Origin of the sequence: Bacillus cereus group sp. MYBK15-3, from assembly GCF_051916765.1 — a bacterium.
Lineage (GTDB): Bacteria > Bacillota > Bacilli > Bacillales > Bacillaceae_G > Bacillus_A > Bacillus_A cereus.
In genome coordinates, this window is the sequence record NZ_JBQAHG010000001.1 from 672,768 (window position 1) to 695,781 (window position 23,014).

Consider the following 23,014-nt stretch of genomic DNA (forward strand, 5'->3'; position numbering starts at 1 on the left):
GCGCTTATGCACAAGTTTCTTTTCAAAAACATCCTTATTTTTTCACAACTTCATGTCCACCGAACTGATTACGTAGTGCTGAAACTACTTTTCCATGGAATGTATCATCTTCCTGAGAACGATAGCGCATAAATAATGACATAGCGATTACTGGTGCTGCAGCTTGAAGTTCAAGTGCAGTTTCAACAGTCCATTTTCCTTCTCCTGAAGAGTTCATTACACCTTTAATGCCATCTAGTTTCGGATCTTCTGCAAATGCTTTTTCAGTTAAGTCCATTAACCAACCACGGATAACTGATCCGTTCGCCCATACTTTTGCAACATCTTCATAATTGAAATCAAAGTCACTCTTATCTAGTACTTCAAATCCTTCAGCGATTGCTTGCATCATGCCGTACTCAATACCGTTATGAACCATTTTTAAGAAATGACCACTACCAACACGGCCAGCATAAGAATAGCCATTTTCTACTGCTAAATCTTTAAATAAAGGTTCTAATTGGTCGTAAATTTCTTTTTCTCCACCAACCATTAAGCAAGCACCGTATCTAGCTCCTTCTACACCGCCTGATGTACCGATATCTACATAATGTAATCCGAAGCTTTTTGCTTCTTCAGCACGGCGTAACGTATCTTTATAGAATGAATTTCCGCCTTCAATAACGATATCACCTTCATCTAATAATGGATAAACATCTTTTAGTACTGACTCTACAACTTCTCCTGCAGGCACCATTACCCAAATTGTACGAGGAGCTTCTAGTTCAGCGATCATTTCTTTTAATGTATGACGTGCAGTAATTCCTAGTTTTCCTGCCTTTTCAACAAGCTCTTTATTTACATCGTATACTACTACTTCATGCTTGTCTTCATATAAGTGTTCAGCTAATGGGAATCCCATTTTTCCTAATCCAATTAAACCTAGTTTCATATTAATCAATCTCCTATTCTATACAAATATATTTAATATCGAAATTAGCCCAAGTGCTACTACAGATAATATAGTCTCCATTGCAGTCCATGTTAATAATGTTTCTTTCACAGTCATTCCGAAATACTCTTTAATCATCCAAAATCCTGAATCATTCACGTGTGATAAAATTAATGACCCTGCACCAGTTGCAAGTGCTAATAATTCAACATTTACACCTGGTGTGCTTGCTGCAATCGGCGCAACAATACCAGCTGCTGTCATCATAGAAACAGTTGCCGATCCAGTTGCAATTCGAATAAGTGCCGCAATTCCCCACCCTAATAATATCGGTGAAATATGTGATTCTTTCGCCATATCTGCAATTGTCGTTCCAATTCCAGAATCTAATAGTACTTTATTAAATGCGCCGCCTGCACCAATAACTAATAATATGTTTGCAATAGGTCCAAAGCAATCATTTGTAAATTGTAACACTTTATCTTTTGAGAAACCTTTTGCATATCCAAGACTAAAGAAAGAGTAAATGGTTGCAATTAATAAAGCGACAATCGGATCTCCAATAAAGTGTAATACTTGTGCTAGTTGACTTGTTTTATTTAATGCAACTTCCGCTATTGATGCACCAAGCATAAGAAATACTGGAAGTAAAATTGTAAACAATGTATTCCCAAAGCTTGGAAGCTCTTTTTTATTATCTTTTTCAATAAATTGCTCCGCTATATCTAATGGTACTTCCTTATGTATACGAGCACCAATCCATTTCCCGTAAAGTGGACCTGAAATAATTGCAGTTGGAAGTCCGACAATTAATGCATATAAAATTGTCTTCCCTACATCTGCTTTAAAAATACCAACTGCCGCCATTGCCGCTGGATGCGGTGGCACTAGTCCGTGCACAACGGATAGTCCTGCTACTAGCGGGATACCGATTGTAATAAGTGATACCCCTGTTTCTAATGCAATTGTAAATACTAACGGAATTAATAGTACAAATCCAACTTGGAAAAATACCGGAATCCCTACTAAAAATGCAACGAACATCATCGCCCAGTGAACTCGTTTCTTCCCAAAACGATTAATTAATGTGTTAGCGATACGTTCAGCACCACCAGATTCGGCCATCATTTTTCCAAGCATCGTTCCTAGTGCTAAAACTATTGCTAAAAATCCTAACGTATTACCAAGCCCTAGTTTAATAGAATCAATAATCCCTGGATCTTTTGGTGAAGTTCCAATTAAAGGCATTCCCATTGCTAATCCTACACCAATTGCTGTTAAAATTAATGCGACAAATGGATGCCATTTTACTACCGTAATAAGTAAAAGTAGTATGACAACTGCCGCTAGTACGATCCCAACTACCATTTCTCCCAATCCCCCTATTGTTTACGTTGGAAAGCAGCTATACAATCAAATTCTTCTTTCAAGCGATTGTAAAGTCGTTCATACATATAAAACATTTCTAAATATATAGCCGTATTTTCTTTATTCGGTACATGATGATGGACAATATCAATCCAATCCTTTACCTCTTCAAGAGAATCAATTTTTCCTACAGCATACAAAGCAACTGCCGCTGCCCCAAGCGCAGATGCTTCATGACTTTCAGGTACAAGCAATTCTTTTCCCATCATATCGGACAACATTTGTCTCCAAAATGCAGATTTTGCAAACCCTCCTGAAACTCGTATTTCAGTAAGTGGCCCTGTACAATCCCTGATTGCGAGTGCTACTGAATATACACTCATACAAACACCTTCCATCACTGCACGTATAAAATGTTCTCGCTTATGCTGAAGATTGATTCCAAAGAATGTACCACGAGCATTTGCATTCCAGTAAGGTGCGCGTTCTCCAGATAAGAAAGGTAAGAACAATAGCCCATCCGCTCCAGCTGGTACGCTTTCTGCATATTTAATTAATAAATCATAAGGATCAATGCCGAGCTTTCTTGCTACTTCTTGCTCTGGACTACCAAATTCATCACGTAACCATCTCAGTAATATTCCGCCGTTATTCGTTGGACCACCGATTACCCAGTGCTCATCTGTTAATGCGTAACAAAACGTTCTCCCTTTCTCATCTGTATTTATATTTGATGAGATTGTTCGAACTGCACCACTCGTTCCAATCGTAATCGCAGCTGAGCCAGGCGATATTGCCCCAACGCCTACATTCGCAAGAACACCATCACTTGCACCAATAACAACTGGAGTATCTTCACGAATACCCATCTTTTGTGCTATTTCTCGTTTCATACCCGATAAAATATATGTAGTTGGTACTGGGGTTGATAATTGTTCTGGTGACATATGTAACATAGTTAAAACATCTTCATCCCAGTTTAATGTTTCTAAATTAAATAACCCTGTAGCAGAAGCAATCGAATAATCAACTACGTAGCGTGAAAATAATTGGTAAATCACATACTCTTTAATGGAAATGAATTTATAGGCACTTGTATATAACTCTGGTTCCTCTTCTTTCATCCATAACAATTTAGAAAGTGGTGACATCGGATGAATCGGTGTACCTGTACGTCTATAAATTTCATGCCCATTCATTTGTTGTAATAATTTTTCTGATTGCTTCGTACTTCGATTATCTGCCCAAATGATAGAACGCGTTAATGGCGCACCATTTTCATCTACTGCAATTAATGCGTGCATAGCTGTACTAATACCGATTGAAGAAATATCTTCTGGTAATACATTACCTTTTTCAATGGCAACGCTTACACTTTTGTATACAGCGGCACATATTACATCAGGATCTTGCTCAGCCCATCCTACATTCGGTTGAATAATTGGGTAATCGATTGCATGTGATGCAATGACTTTTCCTTTTTCTGTGAACACAACCGTTTTTGTACTTGTGGTACCGATATCAATCCCGATTACTCTCCCCCTTGTTTCCATGCGAATCTTCCCTTCATTTCTAGCAAAATACGATTTAGTAAACCGTTTACATGAATTAGTATATAAAATATTTTTTCATTTATCAAGTTATATAAAGAAAATTTTTTTCATACCAAAAAAATAAATCCCCTCATTCCATTTCACTTATATACTACATTTAGCTTTTCCATGCGGTAAACTTACGTTATATTCGTTACGCAATACACTCTTTCCTCCCATTAACAATACATACATACTCCTCCATACGTTCTACTTATTTGCATGAAGAAAGAGTTGAAACGCAATATTCATTTTTAGGGTTCACGTAACATCACCATCAAGCCAAGAAAAGTAACTAACCGCAGAATGAGAATTCTGTGCATTTTGCTCTTGTTTATTGTTTTAGGTTCACTAGTCCTTTTATCTTGATAAACATAGAGCGCGGCCCCCCTACTATCACTTTTTTATCTTGTAAATATATCTTGCATACTATAAAACCGAAAAGTATTTTTATTTTTCAGAAAAATAAAAACAATAACATGAAATTTATTGTATAATGTTGTAAAAAGATGTCGGAGGGATTTAATGTTAAATAAAATATCTCAATTCACAATTAAGCTTTCATCAATTCTTTTATCACTCTTACTATTATTAAATTTACCTTATTTATTTATCACTCAACAAGGATTTACCTTTCAACCAATTTATTTTTTTAATCAGACCGTTACTATGTTAAAACAGGTTTTTTCCCCTGAATCATTAGTGATTATAGGATCAGACCCGAAGTTTGGCCATTTCAAAAAAACACCATTATTTCCAACTGTTTTAGAACCTTACCTATATTCATTTACTATATTATTTTTAGCCTTTTTTCTTGCTCTCTTTTTATCATCTAGCATGGCATTTTTTTATTTTTTAGCAAAAGATTATATAAAAAAATGGATAAACCGAATTGTGTTCATATTAGAAGCTGTCCCTGATATGATGATGATGATTTGTTTGCAAATATTTTTCATATGGGTACTTCAGAAATTTGGGGAATCTCCTGTCACTATTATTTCTTTTAATGAAAATCGAGCTTATTTACTTCCTATTTTATCATTAGCTGTCTTACCTACATTACAAATGTTTCGGATGATGGTGTTATACATAAAAGAAGAGCAAGGAAAACATTACGTAGAGGTTGCATATGGAAAAGGCCTTTCATCAAGTTATATACTATGCATTCATTTATTCAAAAATATATCTATCCACTTCTTCCACCATTTAAAAACGATTTTTGTTTTCTTACTTTCTAATTTATTCATTTTAGAATTTGTTTTTAATATGGAAGGCATTATTCAATTTTTATTTAATAAGGCGTTTGTTTCACCTCCAGCTGCATTTATCATACTTGTTATGATTGTTTTACCATTTTACGCCATTTTCCAAATAGTCTCATTCATGATGAATAGATGGAAAAAGCAATTGAAAGGAGTATCATTATGAAATCTATTTGGAAATCAAAACGCTTTTTAATCGGCTTTGCTTATCTATTCATACTTATTTCAGCTAGTTTTATTTATAGTTGGTTCTTTAAAGATAACATCCCAAAACCTCCTCAGTTACTTTACAATGAAAATAACGAATTACTTGGAAAGGCCCCCTTTCCGCCATCGTTAATTCCACCTTTTGGATCTGATCGTTTTGGAGAGTCTGTTTTCTTACAAATTGTAGAAGGAGCAAAATTCACTATTTTATTAGCCGTGGCAATTAGCTTCTTTCGAATTTTATGCGGAACATGTATAGGAATCCTCTTAAGTTTATTTGCTCCAAAACTCAAGAGATTTTTCCAGTCATGCTCAGAAGTTTTTTATTATATTCCAACTCTATTTATCGCATTCATACTCATCACGCCCGTTAATATTATAATCACATCAAATTCTGATGGGGTAGATCCAAATATTTCATTTACGTTTTATCAAGTACTCGTACTTATTTTCGTCGCTCTGCCTACACTTTCTTTATACATATCCTCAGAAGTTGATGAATTTATGAAACAAGATTACATCTTAAGTTCACAATTACTGGGGGCTAGTCGTTTTCATATTATAAAAAAACACTTACGAGTCTTATTACTTGACCGCTTATTTGTATTATTTATGGAACATATCGTCCAAACACTCATACTCGTTATCCATTTAGCGTTGCTTAACATTGTAATTGGCGGCATACAAATGCGTGAACTCTATGACGGAGTGCTCAAACCTGTTTCTCTATCTAATGATTGGGCAGGTCTTATTGGATTAAATCGTAATGAAATGAATCTTTCATGGTGGATTATTTTTTATACTCTCGCTTCATTCTTTATTACGATTCTATTTATTAAGCTTATGACCATCGGGATTCAAGATGCACTGAAAGCAAGAGATTCGCAAATTGTAGCAATTCAAAACGTTCCAGATCATAAAAAATTTGTTAAACATAAAGATTCCTTTTCGTTTGCAAATAAAGTAAACCTTTAATCATTTCTCATTTCTCATTAATCAAGTATTAATTGGCATTGATATTATAGAAAATAAAGAAGATGATTCCTATTAAATACAGGGATCATCTTCTTATGCTGTCTAACTTTTTTACATGTATTTGCTAGACTCATGCTTTTTATATTTAAAGTGAATTATTTGCAATCACAATTATGTTTTTTAAAATCAATTACCATACGCCCTTGAATTCTACCTTGTTCCATTTCTTCGAATACATTTTGTACTTTATCTAGAGAACAAGTTTGAACAACTGGCACTACTTTTCCTTCTGCCCCGAACATAAACGCCTCTTCCAAATCTTTACGAGTACCAACTAGAGAACCAACTACTTCAATTCCATCCAGTACAAGTCGTGGGATGTTTAAGTCCATTGTTTCTACTGGTAGCCCTACTGCAACTACTTTACCGCAAGCACGTACTGCATCAACTGCTGAGTTAAAGGCTACTTTAGAGACTGCTGTTACTACCGCAGCATAAGCGCCACCAAACTCCTCTTGCACAATTTTATCAGCAGGACCTTGAGAAATTGGATTGATAGTCATATCAGCACCAACTTCTTTCGCTAAGGCTAATTTGTCGTCATTAATATCTACTGCGATTACCTTTGCACCAAATACATTTTTAGCATATTGGATAGCTAAGTTACCTAATCCACCGCAGCCATAGATTACAATAGGTTGACTAGGTTTAATATCTGATACTTTAATAGCTTTATATGTAGTTACACCAGCACAAGTAATTGATGATGCTTGAGCAGGATCTAATCCTTCTGGTACTTTTACCGCATAATCAGCTGTAACGATACATTGTTCAGCCATACCACCATCCACTGAATAACCAGCGTTTTTAACTTCACGGCAAAATGTTTCTCTACCAGTTACGCAATATTCACAACGTCCACAAGATTGGAACATCCATGCAATACTTACACGGTCACCTATCTTTAGTGAAGTAACATCATCAGCTATTTTCGTAACAATACCTACACCCTCATGACCAAGAATACGGCCATCAGTGTTACCAAAATCATGATTCGCAACGTGTAAATCAGTGTGGCAAACTCCACAATACTCTACATCTACTAACGCTTCACCTGAGTGTAACGGACGTAATTCTTTGTCAATCACTTCGATGTTTGCTTTGCTGTTTTTATTAACCACTACTGCTTTCATATGTGATCTCCCCTTTAGTGTTTTAGCATTTTAATGAGTTTATCTCACAACTACTTTCTTCACTACTTTGGCTAGTTATTCTACCAAATTTAAGTGTTCAATCATCATTACATCTTCATCATAACATGACACTTCATAAACAACTTGTGAAATTATGAACAATATTTGAATTATTACACAAATCGGTCTTTATTTTAAATTTTTAAAAATGAGAGTTTATCATTGACTATAAGTAAGTCACATATTTCTAAAACAAAATAAATTAACAAACTTCTCACCGATAAAAAAGCTCTTCACTCAATATTTTCTACATGTAAACACTTAGTTTCACAGTAATATCCTTTGCCACCAACATAAACTTTTTCTATTTTATTTTTGCTATTGGTTGCTAATTTAACTAATATTTCAGAAGGCGAGTGTAAAGAATAACCTTGTTCAAATACATAGACTTCTTTTTTCAAGTAGTCCTGTTCATAAAGGTAGCAAGCTAATGCACCGTTCGAAGTTCCAGTCGCTGCTTCTTCATTGATGTCGTATAGCGGAGCAAAATTTCTGCATATAATTCGATTGTCATTAAAAGTATATAGATGCATCCCGACAACATTATAATACTTGCTAATTTCTTTAATTTTTTCAAAATTAGGTTGCAGTGCATGTAATTGTGTTTCGCTTTTTATAGGAATTAAAATATCTTTTAAGCCCGTGGAGACAATTTGAATTGGGTATTTATTTTCTATATCTTTACTATCAAAACAGTCGATGAACTCGTTTGGAGATACAACATCATAGAATATCGGTTTATTTTGTTCCATGAATATGATGTCATCTTTTATAGTAATAGTAAGAACACCGCTGTTCGTTTCAATCGTATAGCGATTCCTGAAAAGTTTATTTAAATGCATCAGTATCGCGAAAGAGCCAATTGTGGCATGACCACATAAATCAACTTCTTCTTTTGGTGTAAAATACTCAAATTTATAATCAGCAATTTCAGATTCTGATATAAATGCGGTTTCCGCATAGCCCAGTTGTTTGGCTATTTCCATTTTTTGAGTAGTGGTCAATGTATTCTCAATAAATACCACTCCTGCTTTATTTCCGCCTTTATGATCCTTGCTAAATGCACTTGCAACATAAACAGATATTTTCATAAGACACCTTCCTCACTTATAGTAAATTATAGTATAGAAAGCACTACATATAAATTCCATTGGATAAATTATCCCTAAAATAAGAAACAAACTATTTTTAGCATTTGAACTCTCCAAAAATAGTTTGTCTACAGTCTGAAAGCTCTTCATTTGAAGAGCTTTTTTATATTCGCTTCATCGAAATCGTTTCACGTATACTTTGTAAATTTTTTAGAGTTTCCTCTTGTCGCTGCAACGACAACCCTACATACAAAGTATCTAATAAGCTTAACTGTGCTAATCGTGATGAACTTGCTTCTGTGCGGAATTCAGTCTCACGTGTTGATGTATATAACGTTATATCAGCAAGTTGACTTAATGCTGATTTCTTATAGCTCGTAATCGCAATAATTTTGGCTCCTCTTGCTTTCGCTACTTCTAACGCTTCAAGTAATCCTTTATTGCTACCAGAATGAGAAATACCAATAACAACTGAATTTTCCGAGAGTAAACCTGCCCCCATAATTTGAAAATGCGAATCAGTATGAGCGATACAAGAAATACCCGTTCTCATAAACTTATGATACGCATCCATTGCAATAATACCAGAGCCACCATTTCCATAAAACTCAATTCGACTTGCTTCTTGTAAGGCTCGTACAGCCTGCTCAAGTGCCGTTTCATTAAGCAAATGTAAAGTATCTTGCAGTCCTGTAATATGCGAATGAAAAACTTTTTTAGCAACAGTTACCATACTATCTTCTGCTGATACCTCTTCATGGATATTTTGCATCGGTGTATGTACAATTTCACGAGCTAATGTAATCTTTAAATCTTGAAAACCTTGCAAACCAAGGTTTTTACATAAGCGGAATATCGTAGCTTCGGAACTATTCGTAACTTCAGCTAATTCTGTAATAGATTTATGTACAACATCTTGTGGATGTTTCAAAATATGTTCGGCAATACTTCGCAATTTCGGTGATAAACCATTTAACGAAGCCTGAATCTTTCCAATCCCACTTCTTGTACCAGGCATAGCATATCCTCCCCTTCCATCGTAGCTTTATCCTGTAAAAACCGATTAGTTGAACTAATCATCAGTGGGGATGGTCCTCCACTGATTAGAGTTTCACTTTATTGTACCTAATTATCGAAAGAAGAAAAACCTATATTAGGGATTACTATAATTTTTAATTGCTCCTATGTATTCTGTCATACGATATAACAGAATTATTCATGCTTATGAATAATTCTCTCCATGTTTCACTGCGTATAATGCGGCTTGCGTACGATCATCCACTTCCAATTTAGCTAAAACGTTTGAAACGTGTGTTTTCACAGTTTGTTCTGTAATATGAAGTTCTGCTGCAATCTCCTTGTTGCTTCTTCCTTTCGCAATTTCGCGAAGTACCTCTTGCTCTCTTTTCGTTAACATTGAAAAAGGATTTTCTACTTCCTTCTTTACTGCAGAACGCCCCATTAATGCAGGTGTTACTTTCGGGTGAAAATTCGCATTTCCTTGATGTACTGCAATAATAGAAGCGACAAGTTGCTCAGGTTGTACTTCTTTTAATTGATAACCATCTGCTCCAGCTTCAAGTGCTGGTATAACATAATCTTGCTCTGAAAAACTACTTAATATAAGTACCTTTATTGTCTCATCATATTGCTTTAGACGTTTTGTTGCCTCAATTCCATCCATTTTCGGCATCGATACATCCATTAGTACGACATCTGGTCTTTCTTTTTGCACGAAATGTAATGCCTCTTCGCCATTTTCCGCTTCCCCAATAATTTCAAATTCTTCTCTCGTTTTCAAAAAGAATACAAGTCCTCTTCGAACGATATGATGATCCTCAACTAGTAGCAGTTTAATCTTCAACCTTATTCTCCCCTTCAAATCGGCAATTGAATTTCTATTTTTGTACCCTTTTTCAGCTCTGTTATAATTTGAAACGATCCCTTCATTAACTGAATACGTTCCTTCATACTTTTCAGGCCAAGTGCTGATTCCCTTACTTGTTCTTGTATAAATCCTATTCCATTGTCTTCTATGTAAAAATGTAACTGGTTATTTTCTATTTTCAAAAGAATATGTACCTTTTCACACGAAGCATGCTTTTTACAATTATGTAGCGCCTCTTGGCTAATACGCCATAAAACTTCTTCTATTTCATCCCCCATTGAAACCATCCCATCAATTCGAACTTCCACTTGAACTCCTAATAACTTCCCGTAATTTTGAATTGCTTCTGCTAATCCTTTCTCCAATCCTTCAGGTCTTAATTGCCAAATTAATAGCGTCATCTCTTGTAATGCTTCTTGTGATAATTCCCCAATATAACTTAACATCTCTTGCAATTCTCTATCTTGCGTCATATTCAGAGTACCTTTCGCTGTTAGCATAATAGAAAATAACAATTGTTTTACTGAATCATGTAAATCACGTGCAAGTCGATTTCTTTCCGCTACCACTACATATTTACGTTCTTTCTCAACTAATTGAATACGTTGTATTGTCGTTCCAATTTGAAATGCAATTGATTCTAATAATGCTAACTCTTCCTCAGAAAAATGAGTCTTATGAGGTGCAGCCACATTTAGTAGACCAAATTTTTCTGATCCAGACCTAAGCGGAATTGTCGCATGATGTGTAACATCTTCTGTCTCTCCCCAATTACATTCAATTGCATCTTCTATTCGCTTACATTCAATAATATTAGTCGCTTTTTCCAATCTCCCATTCACAAAACGTTCTACACACCAACAGTTTCCTTCACACATCGGCTTCTTCTTTTGCCACGTAAGAGCCTCTGGTAAATTTTCGTCTACAAGCATACTGTGCTTTCCACTTTCATCAATAAAGAATATCCACCCTGTTTGTAAATTCATTACTTGTAACAATGTATGCAACACTTTTTCTAACATATCCTGTAAGTTTGTTGCTTCATTTAATAATTCAGCAATTTCTTTTAATGCTTCTAAACGACGCATCTCTTTTTCTTCAAAGTTCATTCTCATCACCAACTACAATTATAACATTAAGAAATTTCTAAATTCTATAAATAAAAAAAGAACCGAATTCCTTCAGCCCTTTCTTTATATCAATCATTTTATTATTGTTATTCTATCCAATGTTGGAAGCAGAATTTTTGTTAACAAACGATTCTACTTTAGCTGTCCGATAAAGATTGTCCACCATGGATATGCTGTAAACCTTCAGTAGTAACAACCATATTCGCTGCTGGCATTTGCACTTGATTTTTATGGAACATAGACATTAATTCAAATCTTACTTGTCTAGAAGTTTCAAAATAATCTTCTGGCTTTATTAAACCTGTAATACAAAATTCATAGCCAACATATTTCAAGTTAGGATTTAAGTCTGTAACACCGACGTATTTAAATGGTTCAACAGCCTCATCCTCTACTCTATAAAGAGTTTGATTCAATTTTTCATTGCATATAACACATACTTCTTCTAACAATTCCTTCACTCTTGTTGGATCTTCCTGATAACTTACCGTGATGCGTTCAATTACACGCATCCATCCTTTATTAAAATTTTGTATCGTTCTAATCTCTCCGTGCGGGATGGTAAGTAGTTTTCCTGACCATTCACGAATTTGCATAAAACGAATACTAATCTCTTCAATAGTTCCTGAATTTGTTCCGTTAAAAGTTACAAAATCACCAACCCGAAACTCTTTGTCCGCTAATCTTGCAAAGCCTAATATAACATCTTTTAGCATCTGTTGTGCAGCAAAACCGATGACAACTCCAGCTATCCCTGCACCTGCAATAATACTTTTTATATCTACAAATTGGCTAATTAAATATATGATAAGACTGATGATAATGATATATCTAAAAATAGATCGAATTACACTTTGAATTGTCTGCTCTACCTCTTCATCAAAAAAGCTTGATTTCCTAAAAAACCAATCAATAATACGGTTTATTACAAAAGAAATAATGATTAAAACTAAAGCAAATAGTAAAAATCTTAAAAGTAAAAACTCTCGTACATAATTAAAAAATTCTTCCGTATACGTTAATAAGCTCATTTAACCACTTCCTTACTAATTAAAAAATTCATAATCGCCTAAGTTTGTTCCAGAAAAATCTATTATCCTAATCTTAAATGCCACTACCCTTACTATGTATTTTGACTCTATTACTAATTCACTTTAAACAGTATGTCTAGCTGTTCTTTTTCCTGTCCCTTTAAATATACCCTTTTTAATAATCTAAAGGGAGCTAATAGTGATTTTTTAATATTACAACTTTATTCTACTCATTACGATTTCAATTAATTTATTAACTAAGTACAAAAAAGAGCTGAAATCATCAGCTCTTTTATTCGATGTTAATTGTTGTCTTACTGTTTTTTTCTTCTTTCAGTTTTGGTAATTCTATTGTCAGTACGCCATCTTTATAATTTGCTCTAACATTTTCTTCCTCAACTTGTTTAAAACTAAAGCGTCGAGTTACAGAACCTATAGAACGTTCTTTACGAATATATGTGCCATTCTCATTTTTTTCTTCTACTTCATTATGGTTAGTTGCTTGAATCGTTAATACATCTTGTTCAAAATCAACTTGAATGTTTTCTTTTTGAAAACCTGGTAAATCTGCTTTCACAGTATATTTATCAGATTGCTCATGAACATCTACTTTAAAAGTATCCATGTTCAGTGGCTTAAAGAAAGCATCTGTCATCCCTTCTAATAAAGAAGGCCCAAAATCAAAAATACCATTTTGACGTTTTGTTATCTCTGGAAATAAATTACGCATATTTTTTCCTCCTTATTATTTATGAATGAAAGATTATCTCTTTCTGCCTTTATTATAACATTTGGTCAAAAAAGGTCAAAGGTTTTGTTTGACCTTTTTTGATGTATATTTTACCAAATAACACAAATAAGTTATATGTCTTCTCTCCCCTTATAAAGAGGAATATATTTACATAATAACGAATAGTTTATTTGCTCTTATTTTTTCTTACGGAGGTTACATACAATGGGATATATTGAAGAACTTAGAAAAGTTGTCGGATCAAGACCACTCAATTTATTAGGCGTTGCGGTAGCTGTTTTCAATGAACAAGGACAAATAAAAGAGACCTTTTTTAAAGGCCTCTTTTTTCACTTCACTTCTGCATGTAAGCATGACTTAAAATGTCCAAGTGCAAATTCATGTCCTTGCGCATTAAAAGATGCAACTGCCTTTTCATAAACAACAATTTTAAACCCTTTATTATACGCATCTACTGCTGTATGAAGAACACAAATATCAGTACATACCCCTACAAGATGAACCTCTTCAATTCCTCTTTCTCTTAGCTTCATCTCTAAATCCGTTCCAGCAAATGCACTATACCGTGTTTTATCCATGTAATATACATTCTCTGCATTTTTATATGTTTCGTACACATCTTGTAATTCACCAAACAAATCTCTTCCATTTGTACCAGCTATATTATGAGACGGGAATAACTTTGATTCTGGATGATATACATCATTTTCTTCATGTTTATCAATAGCAAAGACAACGTAATCTCCATTTTCAATATATTGCTTCGTTATATGTACAATTTCCTTCTCAATTTCCTGTCCTGGTTTCCCGCATGTTAAAGCGCCTTTCTCAGCTACAAAATCATATGTATAATCAATATTTATAAGAGCTCGTTTCATTACTATCTCTCCTTCTTCTGTTTCACAGTAAACAATAGAAAATTTGTTATTACGACATCGTATGTACTATTCGACATTTCAAATGAAATACCTACATTTTTCTTCTGAAACTTACCTTAGCCCGAGTTTATCATATAATAGTTAAACAATGGTAAAACAAATAGCTCCTATTAACAAGTCATGAATTTGATAATTGAGCGTTATTTGCATAAACTCTTGTATCGTAAACCAAATTACTGCCATCATTAGGCTAATCAAAATGATACGAATACACCGATTCACATCTTCAACCTCTTTCTCTGTCATAGTAGTAACAAGTGATTACTTCCTATTTAATCGTATTAGAAAATGAAATAAGTTATTCACTCTTGCACACTCTAGTCCAAACAAAAAAGCACACTACTTTTTGAGTAATGTACTTTTTATTCATATTAAGACGCTGGTTTTGTCTCAAATGTTGCTTGATTAAAACTAATAACCTTTCCTTTCGGGTCATTGTTTTCATACTGAACTGCAGTAATTGTATGACTACCTGTTTCCAGCGTTTTTTCTTTTAACTGCACTGTTGTCTGCGTTGTACTAGTTACTTGATGTTTATCCGTATACATTTGATCTACAAATACGAATGTTTCTTTATCACTTTGAAAATTAGAAAGCTCTAATTCAACTTGCTGAATTAACGTATCCTTTTTGATGAATACAGTCGGTATATTGCCGTTTTCAGAAGTACCATCTGGAGTAATAACTTTTACTTTCCCTTCTCCAATTGACATTGCTCCTTCAGGAAATACAACCATATTCTCATCACTTGCGTTTACAACTTGTTCTTCCTGTTTTGATTGCGCGTCCTCTTTTTCCTGTGGAGCACCGCAACCAACTAATAACAATACAGACAATCCAGTGATTATGAATTTTTTCAAAATTCATCCCCCCTGTAACTTCATTATAATTTATTATACAAAAATAACTTTTAAATTTTGAGACTACTTTCAACACTTTCATGAACAAATAGAATCTTGCTCACGATTAATGTATCATACTTTCCTTAATAGAACATTAATTTTTTTTATGAAATAAATAGTAATTTCCTCTTATCTATCATTTTAGCCCAACATATGAATTACATACCCTCAAAAATAAAAAGACATTGTTAGTTCAATGTCTTTTCTATACAGCAATTAAAAAACAAACGTTGTAATCTCATCTACTTCTTTTCTTGGAAGTTTCTTCGGTTTATCTTTCGGAAATCCGAGTGAAATAACCATATTTATTTGTTTTTCAGGCTCAATTTGTAAATATTGGCGCAGTTCATCTTGAGCTAGCAATACTGGCCCTGTCATTGGACAAGTACCAAGTCCCTTTGCATGTGCAGCTAACATTAAGTTTTGTGCCGCTAAACAGCTACTCTTAATGCCTTCTTCTTCCCAAACTGAATCTGGAACAAAAGCAATTGGATCAAATATCTTTTCACGGAACTTTGATTCATATGGTGTTGCCAAACATACGATTAATACTGGTGCCTCCGAGAAAGCTGTTGCATATGGTCCGAAAGAACGTGTAAGTAATTTCCCTGCTTTCTCTTCTCCATTTTCTGCTGCTTTTGTCGCAAGTTTATGTAATGCATCCCATGTCATTTGTTCAATTTCTTTAATCTTCTCTCGATTCATGATAACTACGAATTCCCACGTTTGTGAATTCGTATCACTCGGTGCGTAACGAGCACAATCAATTATTTCTTTTATATCATTAGTAGATACTTCTTGATCTGTAAACTTTCTAACACTTCGTCTTCCGTGAATTACTTCTTTAAAATCTTCATAATTCATATATTAAATCCCCTTTTTACAGCGTTTTCAAAACTTGTCCTATGCTTGAATTATATCATGAAAAAAAGCCGGAAGAATACCAGCTTTTTTCTTCATAATTAATTTGTCACTTTAAATAAACGAATACTCTCTTCGTATGCAGCTTGTAGTTTTTTCGTAATTGGTCCTCTTTCACCAGCCCCGAACTGTTCATCACCAATTTGAACGACTGGGAATATTTCAAGCGGCGTCGCTGTAAAGAAGCACTCCTCAGCGTCATATACTTCTTGTAATGAAAACTCTCGTTCCTCTACATCGATATGTAACTCTTTCGCTAATGTAATTACGTAGTGACGTGTAATACCATGTAAAATGAAATGATCCGCTGGATGTGTAATCAACTTATTATTCTTCACGATAAAGAAATTGGAATGACACCCTTCAGTCACAATACCATCTCGTACTAATATTGCTTCTTGATACCCTTGTTCATTTATTTTGTTTTTGATCATGATATTAGGAAGCAGATTTAAAGATTTTATATGGCAAAACTTCCACCTGATATCCTCTTCTACTGTCACCTTAATCCCTGCCTCCATTGAAGCAACTGGTCTTGGGAACGAAACGAGATTTGCAAAATATGTCGGTTGTAAATCTGATTCATATACATGATTGCGCGGTTGTGCCCCTCTTGATATTTGTAAATATACATTCCCATCTTCTTGAAATTGATTTTTTTTAATCATTTGATATAACTCTTCTACTAATTCTTCCTTCGTAAATGGTGGAATTAGTTTTATTTCCGCCATAGAGTTAAAGAATCGTTCCAAATGTAAATCTAATAAATGAGGCTTGCCATCGTATAGTCTAAATACTTCATAAATCCCATCACCAAATTGGAAGCCTCGCTCTTCTAATGCGACCATCGGCTGTTCTTCCTTCGTATTAATCATTCTCCCATTAAACAAGATCCAATCTTTATGAGTAGCTTTCATTCTTCCCCACTCCTTTATCACATGATTGATTTTATTGTACAACTTATGACACCCTGAAAGAAGGAATTTTCTGTATTTTCACAAACAAAAAATACATCACTTCGTAAAAGTGATGTATTTTATCATTTATTTAAGGAAATATTTTTCAATATCATCTAACATAAGGTTCGCAGCTTTAATACCGCCTGCTGTATTCCAGATTACCTCATCTACTTGGAATACTTTGTTATTTTTAGAAGCCTGTAGTTGCTTAAAGAGTGGATCTTCTGTCCATTCCTTTGCTAACGAATTTCCTTCATTATTCTTATCTGCATCTTTATCAGACGTGAAATAGAATAAGTAGTCTCCGTCCATATTTGGAATCTGCTCTTTTGTAATTCCTTTTATCGCAAAATCATATTTATCTTGTAATGGTGGTCGTTTAAATCCAATATCATTTAAAACAACGCCCGAGAATGAGTTTTTTTGATAAATGCGAACATCACCTGGCACGAAACGAATAATAGAAACTTTAGAATTCAATTTATCGCCTAACTTCTCTTTCATTCCTTCAATGCGTTTTTTATAATCATCAAGAGCTTTTTGCCCTTCTTTTTCTTTATTTACAGCTTTTGTATAAAGTGTAAAGTTTTCTTTCCAATCACCGCGTAATGTTTCTGCATAAACAGTTGGTGCGATTTCTTTTAGCTGATCATATATTTTTTCATGACGCATTTTATTTCCGATAATTAAATCTGGCTTAAGCTTCATTACAGCCTCTAAATTAATATCACGTTCAGTTCCTACAACTTTCGTGTTTTTTAACTCTTTCGCTAAATGAGGATACCATTCATCACCAGCACGTGGTTTCGTAGTCCCCACTGGCGTTACGCCCACAGCTAGGAGAGCCTCTGCGCCTTCATTTGTTAAAACAACAACTTTTTTAGGTGTACCATTTACTGTCGTTTCACCCATTGCATGCTTTACCGTATATGAATCTTTTGCTTTCGCTGATATATTATTTTCTTTTTTCTCTTCTTTACTACATCCTGCAATTACAACCATGAGTATCATAATGCAGAACATAATTAGTTTTTTAGTATGTATCATATGTCCTCCCTAGATGAAATCGATTATCATTAACATTTAAAGATTAATGTATCTTACATACATTGTCAATGTATATAAGAAAACTTTTTTAATATATACTTTTTAGATTCTATCCGCTTTTCTAATGTTTCTTTTTAAAATATAGTGCATAAGTATGAAAATAAATGTTGTTATTAAAATGCGCATCCTTGTTATACATAACAAGGATACGCATCCATATTGCATTATCATTTTAATTCCTAATATTGAGTATATTTAATATACGCTGGGTCATTATATACCCACTGATTTCCACCAAGGTTTAACCAACCATTTTCATTTATATATACTAAATAAGATTCTGGAGAATTTAATTGGCGGATAACTGCAGATGTAGTTGATGGACCACTTCTTAAATTTACATTCATCCCTTGTATATATGCAACCCCAATCGGGCTTCCATCACTATTGCTTGTCTTTACAAAATTAATGTACGAAGGATCATTATACACCCATTGTCCATTCCCCAAATCTAGCCATCCGTTACTTTCCTGATATACAACGTAAGATTCTGGTGAATTTAATTGACGAATAACTGAGGAAGAAGTTGATGGACCATTTCTTAAATTTACATTTTTCCCAAGAATATAAGCGATTCCCTTCGTTTGAGGTGTCGGTTGTGGGTTAGGAGGTTGTGGATTTGGAGCTACTCCAAAAATAGCTGCTATTCCATTTGCATACGCTTGACTTAGATCTTCAATAAATTGTGGATTTTTTAATAAATTTGCATCAAACGCTGTATCAATAAAAGCAGTCTCAGTTAAAATTGCATCCATTGCGGTTTCTCTTAATACCGCATAATTTTCTTTTTTTGCTCCTCGATCACGAAGACCATATTTTGTTAATACAGGATTGACAGCTGTATGCATTTTTTGTTGCTTTGCATATGCAGTGCTGCTATTGGATAACGCATTATAAATATAACTTTCAAAACCTGTACCCCCGCCGCTATTAATATGAAATGAAATAAAATAATCCGCACTGAAAGCATTAGCAATATTAGCACGTTCCGATAAAGAAATAAACACATCACTATCACGTGTCATTTTAATTGTAATTGGGTAATTTACCGTTAAAATGTCTCGAACGCGTCTAGCAATTTGAAGTGTTAAGTTTTTTTCTACTAAACCATTACCAACAGCACCAGAATCATATCCACCGTGCCCTGCGTCTATAACAAGTTTCATTTTATTGCCCCGCCCCTTTCTTGTAATATGTTTGCATTTCTACTCGTCCTATTTTATGTGAAATGTACAGGTTCTGTTACAATTGCAAATAAAAAAACCGCCTTATGTAAGGCGGTTTCTATCATCTTGCTTTAACCAATTTAAAATAAATATATACGATTGATAGTGAACATAACGTATGCAAAATAAAATAAATAAAAGTGCTATTCCAACACCACTATAAAGTAAACCAAACTTTAAAAAAACATTTACAAGTGGTGGAAAGTTCATTAAATTTTGTAATGTACTAAGCATACAAAACATAATGAAAAAGACAGGGATGTATTGTAATTCATACGGCTTTTTTTTCTTACTCATTCTTTTCCGAATGATTATATGACATAATTCTGCTACTATAAAGCACCCTCCAATTAATACAAGACCAGAAGTCATCGTCATACATCCACCTGCCTTATATTTATTGTATCGCATAAATAATCATCGTTATATTTTCTTTACATACTCTTCATCTTCTGAAGCAAAACCAAAACTCTCTATGAAAGACTTCGCCTTTTCTGTTAATTTCTCTTGTAGCACTTTTATTTCTTTCACATTTCTTTGTTTCATCATTTCTTCAAATGTAAAATACGTATTTGTACCATAACCGTAACCTTGGTAATCAAAATGAATAATTAGCTGTGATAAAACAGCCCGTTCCTCTTGTACACTATAATCTATTACACCAATATATGTATCATCAACTTTCACACAGTACTGTACCTTTTTCTCACCTAAACTATGCGATTTAAACATTTCTTTAACAACGCTTTCATTTTCTACAGTAACTTTCTCAAACGTAATCATATGTTGTCCATCCTTTTACTATTATTGTATCAATAATACTTCCTATTTATGAAAAAAACCTTAAGACCGTATGCGATCTTAAGGTTTTTCTAATTAAACTAAGCTATACGCACGTTTTGTTTCTTCATGGAACTTATTCGTATCGTATTTATGCTCAACATAAATTTGGTGCCATACCATAAACGCAAGTACAGTCCAAATTTTACGGCTATAATCGCCTTTATCTGCACAATGTGCTTCCAGTAAGTTTAATACATACTGTTTGTCGATTAAATGCTCTGTCTTACTTTCGTTTATAATATTTATAGCCCAATCATGCATTTCGTCTTTTAACCAGTGACGAATTGGTACTGGGAATCCAAGTTTTTTACGATCTAATACGTGATCTGGAACGATTCCGCGTGCTGCTTCACGTAAAATAGCTTTCGTAGTTCCGTTAGCAATCTTAAATTCAGTTGGAATTTTAGATGCAACATCGAATACTTCTTTATCTAAGAACGGTACACGAAGTTCTAATGAGTTTGCCATTGTCATTTTATCAGCTTTTAATAAAATGTCACCGCGTAGCCATGTGAACATGTCAATGTACTGCATTTTACTTACATCATCATAATCTTTAATCTCGTTATACAATGGTTTCGTGATATCCATATAGTTAACACTTTCATTGTAATACTTCATTAATTCAGCTTTTTCTTCTTCACGGAAGATTTTAGCATTTCCATAGTAACGCTCTTCAATTGGTGTACATCCACGCTCTAGGAAGCTCTTACCTTTAAATCCTTCTTTAAGAGCACCACTTAATGCTTTTAGAACGCTCTTACCTGGGCTAGGAATGTAAGAGAACATTTTTAGTGAGTTTGGCTCACGGTAAATGTTATAACCACCAAATAGCTCGTCTGCGCCTTCACCAGAAAGAACAACTGTTACATGTTTACGTGCTTCTTTCGCAACGAAGTACAATGGTACAGCTGCTGGATCAGCTAAAGGATCATCCATATGCCAAATGATTTTTGGGAACTCATCCATAAATTCTTTCGCTGAAATGAATACGTTATGGTTTTTAACGCCTAATTTCTCAGCAGTTTCTTTCGCAACATCAACTTCACTGAAACCACGTTGCTCAAAACCAACAGAGAATGTTAAAAGATTTGGATTCATTTCTCTTGCGATAGAAGCGATGATAGATGAATCGATACCACCAGATAAGAATGAACCTACTGGTACATCACTACGCATATGCACTTTTACTGAATCATATAACACATCACGAATTGCTTGGATATGCTCCTCTTTCGTTGCACTTGAAGCGTTGAAATAAGGTTTCCAGTAGCGATGGATTTCCATCTCTTTACCGATTTCTTTTACGAAATAATGACCAGGCTCGATTTTATTAACATCAATTGTTAACGTTTCTGGCTCTGGACCATATTGGTACGTAAAGTAATGTTGTAGTGACGTTGGATTAACGCCTTTATCTTCCATCACATGCATAATACTTTTCTTCTCAGATGCGAAGAATGTAGTATCACCTTGTTGTGCAATGTATAAAGGTTTAATACCGAAGTGGTCACGTGCACCGAAAAGTTTCTTTTCCTCACGATCCCAAATCATAAATGCAAACATACCACGAAGGTAGTCTACACATTTTTCTTTCATATGTGCATACAATGCAATGATAACTTCTGTATCAGATTGCGTTGCAAACGTTGCACCTTTTTCAAGTAACATTTCACGTAATTCTACATAGTTGTAAATTTCACCATTAAAAATAATTACATATCGATCATTTTCATAAGTTAGCGGCTGATGTCCTGCCTCTAAGTCAATGATGCTTAAACGGCGGAAGCCAAATTGTACATGTTCATCACGAAAATATCCTTCGTCATCTGGACCACGGTGGAAAATCATCGTGTTCATATTTTCAAATTGATGTTTTTCTGTTTCTGAAAACTCTCTAGGGTTTTCACATAAACATCCTACAAAACCACACATACTTCTTACCCTCTTTCAGTTTTCATTCTGTCTCTATACTACTATATCAACCCTATTTATACTAGCATAATCAACTGAATATGGCGACCAAAAACTATAAAAAAATCACTCCATTTCACATTTTTAACAATTTTTTATGAAAACATGAAAACTAGGCACTCACCTTTCTCCGCTTTTGTCATATGATATTGCAAATTGATTTCTAGGAGGAAATACCATGAGTGAAGAAAAAAAAGATTCTTCTCGCCCACCGGTTCGTAATTACTTAAAGCAAATTGATGATTTCTTCGAGCAAACACCTCTTCGCAATGTAATCGCTGATTTAAATCATTTTTTCCAAAAAGGAAACCGTTTATTAACATTCCCTGTAGATTTATATGAAGTTGGTGAAGAACTCGTTGTTACAGCTGAACTACCAGGTATACAAAAAGAACAAATCCAAATTGAAATACAAAGTGAATACTTAAAAGTCTCTGTAAAAGAAGAGATACTTGAAGAAGAAGAAGAACAAACATCCCATAACTATTATCGCCGAGAACGTTCCATTTCAGAAGCATCAAGATTGATTAAATTGCCGTATTCAATTAATAAAAAAGCGGCAAAAGCTTCTTATCAAAACGGCGTATTAGAAATTCGTGCGCCGAAACTTCCCCAGCAACATGACATTTTATCGATAGACTAATACAAAAAAAATAAGGGTGCTA

At 34.2% G+C, this 23,014-nt stretch carries 23 protein-coding genes; 3 read left to right on the forward strand and 20 right to left on the reverse strand.

All coding sequences use genetic code 11. From position 1 onward, the window contains the following. Positions 1 to 34: 34 nt before the first annotated feature. The 3 genes from gnd to gntK are packed head-to-tail and all read right to left on the reverse strand — an operon-like array spanning position 35 to position 3,852. Complete coding sequence (gene gnd, locus ACTFR8_RS03395) at positions 35 to 931, reverse strand: phosphogluconate dehydrogenase (NAD(+)-dependent, decarboxylating) (protein ID WP_000765995.1); 897 nt, start codon at positions 929 to 931, stop codon at positions 35 to 37. Between the two features lie 18 nt (positions 932 to 949). After that, positions 950 to 2,299, reverse strand: coding sequence for a GntP family permease (locus ACTFR8_RS03400; protein ID WP_252209953.1), 1,350 nt, complete (start codon positions 2,297 to 2,299; stop codon positions 950 to 952). A 14-nt stretch (positions 2,300 to 2,313) separates the two neighbouring features. After that, the gene (gntK, locus tag ACTFR8_RS03405; protein WP_000450002.1) at positions 2,314 to 3,852 is read right to left on the reverse strand and encodes a gluconokinase; all 1,539 of its coding nucleotides are present in this window, start codon (positions 3,850 to 3,852) and stop codon (positions 2,314 to 2,316) included. 564 nt (positions 3,853 to 4,416) lie between these two features. On the opposite strand from gntK, the gene ACTFR8_RS03410 reads away from it, so the two are divergent. Beyond that, the gene (locus ACTFR8_RS03410) at positions 4,417 to 5,319 is read left to right on the forward strand and encodes an ABC transporter permease subunit (RefSeq protein WP_000932684.1); all 903 of its coding nucleotides are present in this window, start codon (positions 4,417 to 4,419) and stop codon (positions 5,317 to 5,319) included. Continuing rightward, positions 5,316 to 6,335 (forward strand): ABC transporter permease, encoded by a 1,020-nt coding sequence (locus tag ACTFR8_RS03415; RefSeq protein ID WP_153045360.1) that lies wholly within the window; start codon positions 5,316 to 5,318, stop codon positions 6,333 to 6,335. The genes ACTFR8_RS03410 and ACTFR8_RS03415 overlap by 4 nt, the downstream gene beginning before the upstream one ends. 155 nt (positions 6,336 to 6,490) lie before the next feature. Here ACTFR8_RS03415 and adhP read toward each other — a convergent pair whose 3' ends face one another. The 17 genes from adhP to asnB all read right to left on the reverse strand — a co-directional run bounded on the left by adhP (position 6,491) and on the right by asnB (position 22,310). Continuing rightward, positions 6,491 to 7,528, reverse strand: a complete 1,038-nt coding sequence (gene adhP / locus ACTFR8_RS03420) for an alcohol dehydrogenase AdhP (protein WP_000649109.1) — start codon at positions 7,526 to 7,528, stop codon at positions 6,491 to 6,493. 293 nt (positions 7,529 to 7,821) lie between these two features. Beyond that, positions 7,822 to 8,679, reverse strand: a complete 858-nt coding sequence (locus tag ACTFR8_RS03425; protein ID WP_000704316.1) for a PhzF family phenazine biosynthesis protein — start codon at positions 8,677 to 8,679, stop codon at positions 7,822 to 7,824. A 163-nt stretch (positions 8,680 to 8,842) separates the two neighbouring features. Then, positions 8,843 to 9,697, reverse strand: coding sequence for a MurR/RpiR family transcriptional regulator (locus tag ACTFR8_RS03430; protein ID WP_001119646.1), 855 nt, complete (start codon positions 9,695 to 9,697; stop codon positions 8,843 to 8,845). A gap of 204 nt (positions 9,698 to 9,901) precedes the next feature. Beyond that, the gene (casR, locus tag ACTFR8_RS03435; RefSeq protein WP_000694629.1) at positions 9,902 to 10,543 is read right to left on the reverse strand and encodes a two-component system response regulator CasR; all 642 of its coding nucleotides are present in this window, start codon (positions 10,541 to 10,543) and stop codon (positions 9,902 to 9,904) included. Between the two features lie 14 nt (positions 10,544 to 10,557). Continuing rightward, positions 10,558 to 11,655: a two-component system sensor histidine kinase CasK gene (gene casK / locus ACTFR8_RS03440; RefSeq protein ID WP_170924154.1), complete on the reverse strand. Its 1,098-nt coding sequence runs from the start codon at positions 11,653 to 11,655 to the stop codon at positions 10,558 to 10,560. A gap of 179 nt (positions 11,656 to 11,834) precedes the next feature. Next, positions 11,835 to 12,728: a mechanosensitive ion channel family protein gene (locus ACTFR8_RS03445; RefSeq protein ID WP_000055434.1), complete on the reverse strand. Its 894-nt coding sequence runs from the start codon at positions 12,726 to 12,728 to the stop codon at positions 11,835 to 11,837. Positions 12,729 to 13,020: 292 nt separating this feature from the next. Continuing rightward, positions 13,021 to 13,458, reverse strand: coding sequence for an Hsp20/alpha crystallin family protein (locus ACTFR8_RS03450; protein ID WP_001245052.1), 438 nt, complete (start codon positions 13,456 to 13,458; stop codon positions 13,021 to 13,023). 350 nt (positions 13,459 to 13,808) lie between these two features. Next, positions 13,809 to 14,357: a cysteine hydrolase family protein gene (locus ACTFR8_RS03455; protein WP_000816766.1), complete on the reverse strand. Its 549-nt coding sequence runs from the start codon at positions 14,355 to 14,357 to the stop codon at positions 13,809 to 13,811. A 141-nt stretch (positions 14,358 to 14,498) separates the two neighbouring features. Next, positions 14,499 to 14,639: a hypothetical protein gene (locus ACTFR8_RS03460; protein ID WP_162490180.1), complete on the reverse strand. Its 141-nt coding sequence runs from the start codon at positions 14,637 to 14,639 to the stop codon at positions 14,499 to 14,501. A gap of 149 nt (positions 14,640 to 14,788) precedes the next feature. After that, entirely contained in the window at positions 14,789 to 15,277 is a 489-nt protein-coding gene (locus ACTFR8_RS03465; protein WP_000713496.1) for a hypothetical protein, read from the reverse strand. A gap of 258 nt (positions 15,278 to 15,535) precedes the next feature. After that, complete coding sequence (locus ACTFR8_RS03470; protein ID WP_001105291.1) at positions 15,536 to 16,183, reverse strand: nitroreductase family protein; 648 nt, start codon at positions 16,181 to 16,183, stop codon at positions 15,536 to 15,538. A 98-nt stretch (positions 16,184 to 16,281) separates the two neighbouring features. Further along, positions 16,282 to 17,157 (reverse strand): D-amino-acid transaminase, encoded by an 876-nt coding sequence (dat, locus tag ACTFR8_RS03475; RefSeq protein ID WP_000648387.1) that lies wholly within the window; start codon positions 17,155 to 17,157, stop codon positions 16,282 to 16,284. Positions 17,158 to 17,283: 126 nt separating this feature from the next. Then, positions 17,284 to 18,246 (reverse strand): ABC transporter substrate-binding protein, encoded by a 963-nt coding sequence (locus ACTFR8_RS03480; protein WP_252209951.1) that lies wholly within the window; start codon positions 18,244 to 18,246, stop codon positions 17,284 to 17,286. Between the two features lie 239 nt (positions 18,247 to 18,485). After that, positions 18,486 to 19,472: an N-acetylmuramoyl-L-alanine amidase gene (locus tag ACTFR8_RS03485; protein ID WP_000779890.1), complete on the reverse strand. Its 987-nt coding sequence runs from the start codon at positions 19,470 to 19,472 to the stop codon at positions 18,486 to 18,488. Positions 19,473 to 19,574: 102 nt separating this feature from the next. Then, on the reverse strand, positions 19,575 to 19,904 hold the full coding sequence (locus ACTFR8_RS03490) for a hypothetical protein (protein WP_000200459.1): 330 nt from the start codon (positions 19,902 to 19,904) through the stop codon (positions 19,575 to 19,577). Between the two features lie 51 nt (positions 19,905 to 19,955). Then, positions 19,956 to 20,315, reverse strand: a complete 360-nt coding sequence (locus ACTFR8_RS03495; RefSeq protein WP_000627522.1) for a GNAT family N-acetyltransferase — start codon at positions 20,313 to 20,315, stop codon at positions 19,956 to 19,958. A 93-nt stretch (positions 20,316 to 20,408) separates the two neighbouring features. Further along, entirely contained in the window at positions 20,409 to 22,310 is a 1,902-nt protein-coding gene (gene asnB, locus ACTFR8_RS03500) for an asparagine synthase (glutamine-hydrolyzing) (protein ID WP_000333816.1), read from the reverse strand. A gap of 217 nt (positions 22,311 to 22,527) precedes the next feature. Between asnB and ACTFR8_RS03505 the strand changes: the two genes are divergently transcribed. Continuing rightward, complete coding sequence (locus ACTFR8_RS03505; protein WP_001288085.1) at positions 22,528 to 22,992, forward strand: Hsp20/alpha crystallin family protein; 465 nt, start codon at positions 22,528 to 22,530, stop codon at positions 22,990 to 22,992. Positions 22,993 to 23,014: the final 22 nt, after the last annotated feature.